The following is a 9,092-nucleotide window of genomic DNA, read 5'->3' on the forward strand; positions in this document are numbered from 1 at the left end:
ACAGGGGCGTGTGTCGCGACCCAAGGCATTGCCGGGCGCTTCCTAGCGTCCAAGTCATGACCAAGACAGTCCTGCTCACATCGCTGGTGGCGGGGGCACTGACCGGTCCCGCGCTGGCCGATGCACCCGCCACTCCCGCGATCAAGGAAATCACGATCCGTCCAGGCGACCCCGTGGTGGGGCCGCACGGCTCGGTGAAGCTGGTGGTCGACGTCGTGGCCAGTGGAGCCGAGGAGAACGGCGTGACCATCAAGGTCGAGCCCGGCTCCCCTCCAGGTCCGGTGCTCGGCCGCAAGCCGATCGAGGGCGGCAAGACCCTCGGCCCCGTTCCCGTCGCGCCGCCCGAGAGGATGGCGCTGGTGCCCGCGGAAGTCGCGCCGCCGCCCGAGGAACTGACTCCGGCGTTCGCGGCGCCTCGGCCCGCCCTTCCCGCCGCTCCCGGCCTCTGGGGTCCGGCCCCTGCGGCGATCGCGCCAGGTGCCGCCGCCCCGGGCGCCGCCGGGCCGGGTGTTGCCGCCCCGGGTGCTGTCGCGCCGGGCGCTGCCGCCCCGGGCGCTGCCGGGCCGGGTGTTGCCGCCCCGGGTGCTGTCGCGCCGGGCAACGCCGCACCGGGGATGGGGGCGCCGTGGATGGGGGCGCCTACGCCCGCCGTACCTCCGCAGTTCCCGCCCGCGCCCGCACCCTCGGGCGGGGCCACGTGGGCGCCGGCTTCGTCGCCTAAGCCGACGCAGACTCCCGCTCCCACGCCCTCTTCCGACCCTTCCGACCCGACAGGGGAGCCCGTCGAGCGCGACGGCGCATGGGAGACCTGGCGCTTCCTTCCCTCCCAGGGCCTGAACCGCTTCTATCCCGCCGGTGTCTGGACCATCACCGCCACCGCCAGGGCGGAGGACGGCACCAGCACCACCGCCTACGCCGCCTTCAACCTGCGCCGCGACACCAAGCTGAGCTCGGTGCGCGTGACCCCGTCGCGCGGGACCAAGGGGGTGCGGGTGTCCGGGTCGCTGCACAGGGTCGACCCGAACGGGATCTCCGACTTCGCGCCCTACGCCAAGCAGCGGCTGCAGATCTTCTACCGGCGCACCAAGGACGCGGAGTGGCAGTCGATCGGCACCGCGACGACCGGCGAGACCGGGCAGTTCGAGCGGCAGCTGCCGGGCAGGGAGCACGGCCTGTGGCGGGTCCGCTTCGCGGGCACCGAGGCGTACGCGGCCGAGCAGGCCGGAATCCAGCACTGATCCGTCCGTTATGTGATCGTTACCTTCTTTACTGCAACTTTTCTTTACCCTGACTCGTCATTGGCGTTGACGCACTCCGTCCCGAGCGCGTCTTCAACGGGGAGAGGAAGTTACAGATGATGCGACGACTCGCAGCGGGCGCGGTGGCCGCCGCACTCGGCGCCTCGGTGCTCGCGATCGCGGGCCCCGCCCTCGCCGATCCCGGCTACGACCGGGACCCCGACTGGGACGGCGGCCACACCCGGCTGTCGCTCGACGTCGGTCCCGAGCCCGCCTGGAAGGGCCGTGGCATCTCGATCGAGGGCAAGCTCTCGGTCGAGTGCGAGGAGGACTACATCGACGGTTTCGTCGTGGTCACCCACGCGGACCACTGCAACAGCGAGGGCGGCTGGAAGCGGCTGGGCGGCAAGCGCGTCGAGATCCTGTTCAGGCCGGACGGGTCCGGCGACTGGGAGCACGTCGACACGGTCAGGACCGGCCGTGACGGCTACTTCTACACGCGGGAGCGGGCCTGGACCTCGGGCACGTGGCGCGCGGTGTTCGAGGGCGCCTGGTACCTCAGGTCGGCCGAGGCGACCGACTGGGTGAAGGTCGTCGGCCGCTAACCCGTCATCGCCAGAGCCCCGGTCCCCGCACGGACCGGGGCTCCTCTCTTTCCACGGCTTGGGCCTCTTCCCTCCGCACGAGTCCCCACGGATCTCTCCGCACGCCCGCGCACGAGCCTCTTTCCTCCCCACGGGCCTCTCCGCACGGCCGCGGCTCCGGACGCCCGCGCACGGGTTGCTCAACCCGCGGGGCGCACGGGTTGGGACGGGTTCCTTTCCGCGCCAGGCCGCACGGGTTTCTCGCCGTACGGCGGCGCACGGGAGAGGCCACCGGGGTCACCGGTGACCGTCCGTCCATCACGCCGCTCCGCCTGGGGTTGCCAGAGCCAAGCCCCCGGTTCTGCTCTGGCGGGGCTTAGCTGCAGCTAGTTAACGAAGGTGGCTCCCTTGAGAAGCTCTTGCTCCTGGGCGGTTAGGGGCTGGTCACATGTCTTAATGGCGCCGATGGAGATTCCGCCCGACGACCAGAAGGCACTCGGGACGCTGGTGTACTCTCCGGGATCCACGCAGTAGGCCCACCCGGACCCAACATTCTCTCGGAGGTATACCCGCCTGGTGCAGTAGTTGGCGGCCTCCGCGGAGACACCGCTGGCGGAAAAGTGGCCAGCCCCATATGAGCAGGGGATGGAGTTGCTCCACTGGGCCATGTGATCTTTCGTGCCGAAAAAGGCTGGCACGGCCTGAGCCGGTTGAGAAGAGCTGAGAATGGCGCCGAAGGCTGTCACGGACAAGACAATGGAACGAAGTTTCATCTTTCTCCTCGGCTTGCGGGTGGGGAGGGGGTCCCCTTCTGCACTAGGGGAGAATAGGCAGAAACGCCGAGAATGATCAAGCCCCAAGAAGCACATGCTCTACTACGCCCGGTAATCCAGTTTTGGGCAGGCGTCAAGGAGCACGTCGGGCCAGAAGGCCTGTATGGGAACTGGTCCGTGCGTAAGTACAGGCAGGTTGTAGTCCTGTGCGGCGTGGCCCACGGAAGCGGCCACGGCGGCCCGCGATGGCAGGTCTAGAGGCTCCATGTGGGCAACCATGCGAGACGCATCTATTGTGGCGTCGATCACTATGGTTTGCGGCAGGTTTAGCAGCAAATCGATGAGGGGAGATAGTGCCTCTTGTATTTGGGCTATCCCTGTCATTAATGCTGACGCCAAATCTGGAATCACTGTGTAGTCAAGGACTCGCGATGCGCGACGGCATCCGTGCTTGGCGATGAGCTCGACGTCCCGCTCGACAACCTAAGTGAATACCTCGACAGGAGGTTTCCCAAACGCGCGGTGTAGAGGGGACAGCCTCTTCGCGGTCCGTGCGCACGACGTCGTCCTACTCAGATCCCAATGTGCCTGTGGAACTGCTGAAAGGTGCTCAGGTAGGTATGCCAGGGGCGGAGGCGGTGGGGGTATTGGGGGGGTGCATGTCGATCCTTCTCCAGTCAGGGCGTTCCATGATCCGACAACAGAAAAGCCCCTTCCCGCAAGGGGAAGGGGCTGGCGATTTGGCGTTCGCGCTCATCGCCAAAGAGCGGTACGGCTACCGCTCCGACCGCGGGGAGGGTTGATGCGCAGGATCGAGCACATGCCGCTCGCCGACATCCCGCGCGCGGCCCGGAATTTGAAGGAGCACGACCTCGCGGGCATCCGTCGTTCGATCGAAGCGTTCGGCTGCGTCGTCGCCGGAGAACTTGACGAACGCACCGGCCGCCTGGTCGTCGGCCACGGCCCCCTATCGGGATGTTCTCCCTTCTCAGGGGGACGGTCCAGAACGTCACCGACGCGACCATCGCCGCCGTGGCAGGCGACTGGGTGGTCGGCGCCGGGGGCGATTACGCCGCGGCTGGCGTCTGTTCCTCCTCCGATGCGGGTGAGGCGTTCGACGCGGGCAGCGATATGGATGGCATCGCCCTGGGTCACCCGGTGGTCAGCTCGTCCAGGGCCTCCAGCAGACGCTCGATCTCCGCGCGGTCGTTGTAGTGGACCAGGCCCGCCCGCACCGCCGACCCCGCGTCCCTGATGCCCAGCGCCATGGTGGGCTCCCAGGCGTAGCAGTGCCCGTCCCACACGTTGATCCTCCGCCCGGCCAGGTGCTCGGCGACCCGGCGGGGCGAGTGGCCCTCCACGGTGAAGTAGGCGGTGGCCGTGCGCCGGCGGGGCGAGCCGACTAGCCGTACCAGAGGAAGCGCCGCCAGCCCCTTGAGCAGGTGGACCAGCTCCGCCTGCTCGTATGCGGCGACGGCGGACATCGAGGCCAGGATCCGCGTCCTGCGCGAGCCGCTCGCCTCCGGGTCGAGGGCGGCCAGGTGCTCCACCGCCGCCGTCACGCCCGCCAGGTCGGCGAAGGGCAGCGTGCCCGTCTCGAACCTGTCGGGCACCTCGTCGGGCGAGGAGGCCAGCTTGTCGGGCCGCAGCGAGGCGAGCAGGTCCGGCGCGGCGACCACCGCGCCGAGGTGCGGGCCGCACCACTTGTAGGCGCTGGTGGCGTAGAAGTCGGCACCGAGCGCCGACATGTCGACGGGGCCGTGCGGGGTGGCGTGCACGCCGTCCACGTAGACGAGCGCGCCCGCGCCGTGGGCGGTTGCGGCGATCTCGGCGACGTCGGGGATCGTGCCGAGCACGTTGCTGGCCGCCGTCACCGCCACCAGCCTGGTCCGCTCGGTCACCAGCCGCCGGTACTGCTCGGCGGGCAGCTCGCCCGACGGCACCACGATGTCCGCATATTTCACGACAGCGCCGGCGCGTTCGGCGGCCTGCACCCACGGACGCACGTTGGCGTCGTGATCGAGCCTGGAGACGACCACCTCGTCGCCCTCCGCCCAGGTCCTGGCCAGCGTGGCGGAGAAGCGGTAGGTCAGCGTGGTCATGTTGGGACCGAACACCACGCCCCCCGCCTCACCGCCCACCAGGTCGGCCACCGCGGCCCGCGCCTCGGCCACGATCGCGTCGGAGCGGGCGCTGGCGGCGAACGCGCCGTGCGCGTTGCCGATGCCGTCGCGGTAGGCGCCCGCGATGGCGTCGATCACGGTCTGCGGAACCTGGGTGCCGGCCGCGGCGTCCAGCCAGGCGTGTCCATCGGAGAGAGCGGGGTACAGCGCGCGTACGCGAGTGACGTCGAAGCCCATGAATCACCATCTTGCATTTGACCTGGACCGAACTCCAGCCGGGAGGATGTGCCCATGAGGAACCGATCCATCGCGGACATCTCCGTCAGCGCCATCGGCCTGGGCGCCATGCCGATGTCCGTGGCCGAACACATGCCCGACGAGGCGCAGTCCATCAGGACGATCCACGCCGCCCTCGACGCGGGGATCACGCTGATCGACACCGCCGACGCCTACACGCCCACCGCCGCGGGGGTCGGCCACAACGAGCGCCTGGTGGCCAAGGCCCTCGCGCTGTGGGGCGGCGACCGCGACGCCGTCCTCGTGGCCACCAAGGGCGGTCACACCAGGACGCCTGGTGACGGCTGGGGCCTGAACGGCAGCCCCGCCTACCTGCGTGAGGCGTGCGAGCGGTCGTTGAAGGCGCTGGGCGTGGAGGCCATCGGGCTCTACCAGCACCACAGGCCCGACCCCGCCGTGCCGTACGAGGAGAGCATCGGGGCGCTGCGCGACCTGCTCGACGAGGGCAAGATCCTTCTGGCGGGCATCTCCAACGCCGACCCCGCGCAGATCAGGCAGGCCCACGACATCCTCGGCGGACGGCTGGCCAGCGTGCAGAACGAGTACTCGCCGCGCTTCCGCACCAGCGAGCCCGAGATCGACGTGTGCGCGGAGCTGGGGGTGGCCTTCCTGCCCTGGTCGCCCCTCGGCGGCATCAAGTCGGCCGCGGGGCTCGGCGACGCCCACGCGGCCTTCAACGAGGTCGCCGCCGAACGCGGGGTCTCGCCGCAGCGGGTGTGCCTGGCATGGGAGCTGGCCCACAACCCCGTCGTCATCCCCATCCCCGGCTCCAGTCGCCCGGAGAGCATCCTCGACTCGGTCGCCGCCGCCGACCTCACCCTCACCCCCGAGGAACTCGCCCGCCTGGACTAGCCCGTCACCAGGGTGCTGATGGAGCCGAGCCCGCGAACAGGGCGCGCGGGCCGTCCACCTTCGAGGAGCCCTTCCGCTACGGCATCGCGGGCGCCATCGGGAAGGCGGGCGTCATCCGCGAGCGCATCGACGCAATCTGTCGGCCTGTTGAGAGCCTATGCTTCTAGATCATGAAGCGCCTGATCGTCGCAGTGCTCGCGGCCGCCTGCGTTCTGGGCGTCGGCGCTTACGTGAAAGATCGTCTGGTCTCGCTGCTGAAATCGCCGTTTCCCCGCTGTACCGACGATGACAGACAGCTCGGGTCGCACCTTGTAGCGCTCAGCATTCTCGATGCTCATCCGGTCGGCGCGAATCCGTCCGGGAAACGCCTCGGAGGATGCGACGACGACGACCGGCTCGCGTACGCCGAGCAGTTCTACCGGCTTTCGGCGTCACATGCCGATGTGCCGGCCTTCTATCGCGAGGCCGCGATCAAGGACGGCTGGCGGTCGGCACCGGTGCCGGAGGAGGGCGCCGGCATGACGCTGGTCTGCCTCACGAGGGTTATCAGCGGTCGGAATGTCTTTCTGTCGATGTCGTACTCGGACGGGAAGGGCGGCGACGAGTATCTTCTGCAGGTCCGCTCCGGTCCCAGCGGGGGCAACCTGTGCTGGTGATCAGGCGGGGTGCCCGTCAGACGTCGGTTCGGAGCGTTCACGATAGCGGTGACGATAGTGCCGGCCACCAAGAGCGCACGGCGACAGCCGTACACCACCGGCTGACCTCGTCGGCGGAGCGAAGCCAGGGCTGTCGCTCGTACCGGTGGGGTTCGGGCACCACAAGCGGCCCGTCGACCCCGGCAGGATCCACGGGATGAAGACCTTGGGCTGGGGCGAGTTCTGGAAGGACTTCGACGAGCTCGCGCCCGCCGTGCACGCGCGGCGTGAGCGCGCCGAGGCGCAGATGGGCACGCTCGGCGGCGGCAACCACTTCCTTGAGGTGTGCGCGGACGACGAGCAGAATGTGTGGATCGTGCTTCACTCGGGCTCGCGAAATATCGGCAAGGAGCTGGCCGAGCACTACATCGGCGTCGCCCGCGGCCTGTCGTCGCACAACCAGGGCCTGGTCGACCGCGACCTGGCGGTGAGTTCGACAAGCGGGAGTTGAACTCGTGGCTTCGGCCACGCTGGGAACCGGGCTTTCGGCGACGACTTTCTCTTCTGCGGCAGAGCCCTATTCTTCCCGGGGACGGACGGCAAAGTTCCCCGGCCATTCGTCACGCTATGTAGCGGTATACGTGGGGCGAGTAGCACACGTTTGCGTGGCAGGTCGAGTTTGGCGTGGTCGGCAAGGCTGGCCTCGTCATTGCGCACCTGTTGTGCCGGAGTCCATGAAACCGCGGCTTGACTTTGACCTTAGGTCAGGGTCGACGCTGGTGGCATGACGAACTCGAACGCGAGTTACTCGGTCTGGAGTGGCATGTTGCCGGTGGAAGACACCGCGCTGGCCGTGACCGACACCGGCGGGACAGGTACCCCCGTGGTTTACCTGAACGGTTCCTACGCTAGCCAGCGGCACTGGCGGCCCGTCATCAACGACCTGGGGTCGGGGTGGCGACACATCACCTACGACGAGCGGGCTCGCGGCAAATCGAAGACGTCGGCGGACTATTCCTTCGAGGCCTGCGTCCGGGATCTCGACGCCGTTCTGAAAGCCAGGGGGATGGAGCGGCCGATTTTGGTGGGTTGGTCCTATGGCGCGTTGCTCGGGGTGCATTGGGCCGCTCGTAATCCGGGCCGCGTCGCCGGCGTGGTCGGGGTCGACGGCCCTTATCCGTACGGCTGGACTGACGATGCCCGCCACGAATACATCCGGCGGATGTTCCATAAGGGCCGATGGTTGTTGCCGATAGTGCGCCTCGTCGGCAACGCCGCGCGGATGAGTGCCGAACAGCATGCCGAGATCAACATCGAGGCCCACATAATCCACGCCGCCCTCGAACCGGTCCTCGACAGCCTGACCGTCCCGGTCCGATATGTGGTCGCCTCGGGGGAGGCTCTGGGAAGCAAGGACAATTGGCAGGAGCAGATGCGCACTACCCTCGACCCGGTGCTCGCCCGCAACCCGAACCTCACGATAAGCGCGAAGGTTGCCAGCAACCACGGCACGATCGTGCGCAAGGATTTCCGCGCCATCGCCGAGGCCACACGCGAGGTCGCCGCCCTCACCCGCAAAAGTCGCTGACGACCATGACCAGCGGCGTCACGATCGCCCAGGCGGCGGCCTTCGCCGGCGTCACGATCAAGACCATACGCCACTACCACCGGCTGGGCCTGGTCGACGAACCGCGCCGTGACGGTTCTGGCTATCGCCGCTACGGGTCGTCCGACCTGCTGCGGCTGGTCCAGGTCCGGACGCTGGCCGAGTCCGGCGTACCGCTATCCGAGATCGGCGCCCTGCTCGGCGCCGATCCGCAGCGGTTCGCCGCCGACCTGGCCGAGGTCAAACGGCGGCTGACCGAGCGGATCGAGGAGCTGATCACGCGCCGCGACTTGCTGGACCGGGTGGCCAACGGTGACCGGGCCCTGCTGCCCGACCGGGCCTGCGCGCTGTTGGACCGGGCCGCCGACCTCGGCTTCACCTCGGACGAGGTGGCGGCCTACCGCGAGGGCATGGTGCTGGCCAGGGCCCTGGTCCCCGACGGCTTCGACGACTCTCTCACCGAGGTCGAGCACGCCCTCGACGACACCCGGTTCGTCGCCTTGATCAAGCAATGCTGGGCCGCAAAGGACTGGGAACCCGACGACCCCCGCATCGAGGAACTCGCGACCGCCGTGGCCGACCGCTTCCTCGCCAACCCCGCGTTGCTCGCGATCCCGAACGGCCTCCAGGCCCGCACTGACGCCACCCGATACGGCCTGCTCAACCACCACGGCGAAGACCAGGAACCGGCCATGGCCCGGCTGACCACGCTGGTCGAGACGAAACTGCGCTCCGCCGGCGTAGACATCCCACACCAATAATCGCAGCCCCGGAGTCACCGCAGTCGGATCCGAATCGCAGCTCACGGTCCGTAAGCCCAGATGGCCACCGATCCGGAACGGAAGGGCCCTGGCGCAGAGATCGGAATGAGTGCCAGACCCAAGATTCAGGGTCTGGCACACATTTCGTGATCTTCCGGTGGACTCGGCTCGCGGCTTGTTGATCATGTTTGGTGATCCTCTCGGAGCTGCTGGAAGTCTTTCT

The 9,092-nt window shown here is 68.5% G+C and carries 8 protein-coding genes and 1 pseudogene; 7 read left to right on the forward strand and 2 right to left on the reverse strand.

The window, feature by feature from the left end; all coding sequences use genetic code 11:
- The first annotated feature begins 56 nt into the window (after nt 1-56).
- Both AB0B45_RS34795 and AB0B45_RS34800 read left to right on the forward strand, forming a co-directional pair.
- Nucleotides 57-1,238 carry a hypothetical protein gene (locus tag AB0B45_RS34795; RefSeq protein WP_358139314.1) on the forward strand — a complete coding sequence of 394 codons (1,182 nt, stop codon included), beginning with the start codon at nt 57-59 and terminating at the stop codon, nt 1,236-1,238.
- A 116-nt stretch (nt 1,239-1,354) separates the two neighbouring features.
- Nucleotides 1,355-1,843 carry a hypothetical protein gene (locus AB0B45_RS34800; protein WP_358139316.1) on the forward strand — a complete coding sequence of 163 codons (489 nt, stop codon included), beginning with the start codon at nt 1,355-1,357 and terminating at the stop codon, nt 1,841-1,843.
- Between the two features lie 1,527 nt (nt 1,844-3,370).
- Here the strand turns inward: AB0B45_RS34800 and AB0B45_RS34805 are convergent.
- Together AB0B45_RS34805 and AB0B45_RS34810 are read right to left on the reverse strand one after the other, a co-directional pair.
- Nucleotides 3,371-3,556: a hypothetical protein gene (locus AB0B45_RS34805; protein WP_358139319.1), complete on the reverse strand. Its 186-nt coding sequence runs from the start codon at nt 3,554-3,556 to the stop codon at nt 3,371-3,373.
- Nucleotides 3,557-3,746: 190 nt separating this feature from the next.
- On the reverse strand, nt 3,747-4,955 hold the full coding sequence (locus AB0B45_RS34810; protein ID WP_358139322.1) for a cysteine desulfurase-like protein: 1,209 nt from the start codon (nt 4,953-4,955) through the stop codon (nt 3,747-3,749).
- A gap of 54 nt (nt 4,956-5,009) precedes the next feature.
- Here AB0B45_RS34810 and AB0B45_RS34815 point away from each other — a divergent pair, with 54 nt between their 5' ends.
- The 5 genes and pseudogenes from AB0B45_RS34815 to AB0B45_RS34835 all read left to right on the forward strand — a co-directional run bounded on the left by AB0B45_RS34815 (nt 5,010) and on the right by AB0B45_RS34835 (nt 8,869).
- A complete protein-coding gene (locus AB0B45_RS34815) occupies nt 5,010-5,867 on the forward strand; it encodes an aldo/keto reductase (RefSeq protein WP_358139325.1) in 858 nt (285 codons plus the stop codon).
- Nucleotides 5,868-6,037: 170 nt separating this feature from the next.
- Nucleotides 6,038-6,523, forward strand: a complete 486-nt coding sequence (locus tag AB0B45_RS34820; RefSeq protein ID WP_358139327.1) for a hypothetical protein — start codon at nt 6,038-6,040, stop codon at nt 6,521-6,523.
- Nucleotides 6,524-6,662: 139 nt separating this feature from the next.
- Nucleotides 6,663-6,992 (forward strand): annotated as a pseudogene (locus AB0B45_RS34825) (RtcB family protein); the annotation flags it as partial.
- A gap of 294 nt (nt 6,993-7,286) precedes the next feature.
- Complete coding sequence (locus tag AB0B45_RS34830; protein ID WP_358139331.1) at nt 7,287-8,090, forward strand: alpha/beta hydrolase; 804 nt, start codon at nt 7,287-7,289, stop codon at nt 8,088-8,090.
- 5 nt (nt 8,091-8,095) lie between these two features.
- Nucleotides 8,096-8,869 (forward strand): MerR family transcriptional regulator, encoded by a 774-nt coding sequence (locus AB0B45_RS34835; protein WP_358139334.1) that lies wholly within the window; start codon nt 8,096-8,098, stop codon nt 8,867-8,869.
- Nucleotides 8,870-9,092: the final 223 nt, after the last annotated feature.

This window comes from Nonomuraea sp. NPDC049152 (assembly GCF_040648355.1).
Classification (GTDB): domain Bacteria; phylum Actinomycetota; class Actinomycetes; order Streptosporangiales; family Streptosporangiaceae; genus Nonomuraea.

Bases quoted from the DNA above. Each gene is read 5' to 3' on its own strand.
- AB0B45_RS34795 (WP_358139314.1), top strand. From the start codon at position 57: ATGACCAAGACAGTCCTGCTCACATCGCTGGTGGCGGGGGCACTGACC.
- AB0B45_RS34800 (WP_358139316.1), top strand. From the start codon at position 1,355: ATGATGCGACGACTCGCAGCGGGCGCGGTGGCCGCCGCACTCGGCGCC.
- AB0B45_RS34810 (WP_358139322.1), bottom strand. From the start codon at position 4,955: ATGGGCTTCGACGTCACTCGCGTACGCGCGCTGTACCCCGCTCTCTCC.
- AB0B45_RS34815 (WP_358139325.1), top strand. From the start codon at position 5,010: ATGAGGAACCGATCCATCGCGGACATCTCCGTCAGCGCCATCGGCCTG.
- AB0B45_RS34820 (WP_358139327.1), top strand. From the start codon at position 6,038: ATGAAGCGCCTGATCGTCGCAGTGCTCGCGGCCGCCTGCGTTCTGGGC.
- AB0B45_RS34830 (WP_358139331.1), top strand. From the start codon at position 7,287: ATGACGAACTCGAACGCGAGTTACTCGGTCTGGAGTGGCATGTTGCCG.
- AB0B45_RS34835 (WP_358139334.1), top strand. From the start codon at position 8,096: ATGACCAGCGGCGTCACGATCGCCCAGGCGGCGGCCTTCGCCGGCGTC.